Source organism: Clostridium estertheticum (assembly GCF_011065935.2).
GTDB lineage: Bacteria > Bacillota > Clostridia > Clostridiales > Clostridiaceae > Clostridium_AD > Clostridium_AD estertheticum_A.
Genome location: NZ_JAAMNH020000004.1, coordinates 1 through 529, shown reverse-complemented (window position 1 = coordinate 529; position 529 = coordinate 1). Strand labels below are relative to the sequence as shown.

The following is a 529-nucleotide window of genomic DNA, read 5'->3' as shown; positions in this document are numbered from 1 at the left end:
ATTGTACCCGGTGGAGGGTTATCTTCAATAGGAAAATGGGTAAGTAGTAGAAAAAAGTTTTTCATCCCAGTTAAAGTGCTTTCTCGCAAATTCAGAGGCAAATTTCTATATTATCTCAAACAACTATACAATGAAAATAAGCTTAATTTTTATGGTAGTCAGCAATATCTTTACAATGATAATGAATTTGAAAATTTACTTTCCTCTATATATTCAAAAGAGTGGGTTGTTTATTGCAAACCACCTTTTAAAAAAGCTGCATGTGTGGTTGAATATTTAGGTAGATATACTCACAAAGTTGCTATATCTAATAATCGTATCATCAATATTGAAAATGGTAATGTTACATTCAGATGGCGTGATTACAAAGAAAGTAGCAAGTGTAAACTAATGACCATTTCTTCTGATGAGTTTATCCGTAGATTTCTGATTCATATACTACCAAGTGGATTTATGAAAATTAGGCACTATGGTTTGTTAGGAAATCGAAACAAAACTACCAAACTTAAACTTTGCAAATACCTTACTA

The 529-nt window shown here is 30.8% G+C and carries 1 protein-coding gene; it reads left to right on the top strand.

Going from position 1 to position 529, the window contains the following annotated elements; genetic code table 11:
- Window positions 1-529: transposase (locus G9F72_RS26840; RefSeq protein ID WP_224676342.1), on the top strand; the 529-nt coding region annotated here is incomplete at both ends.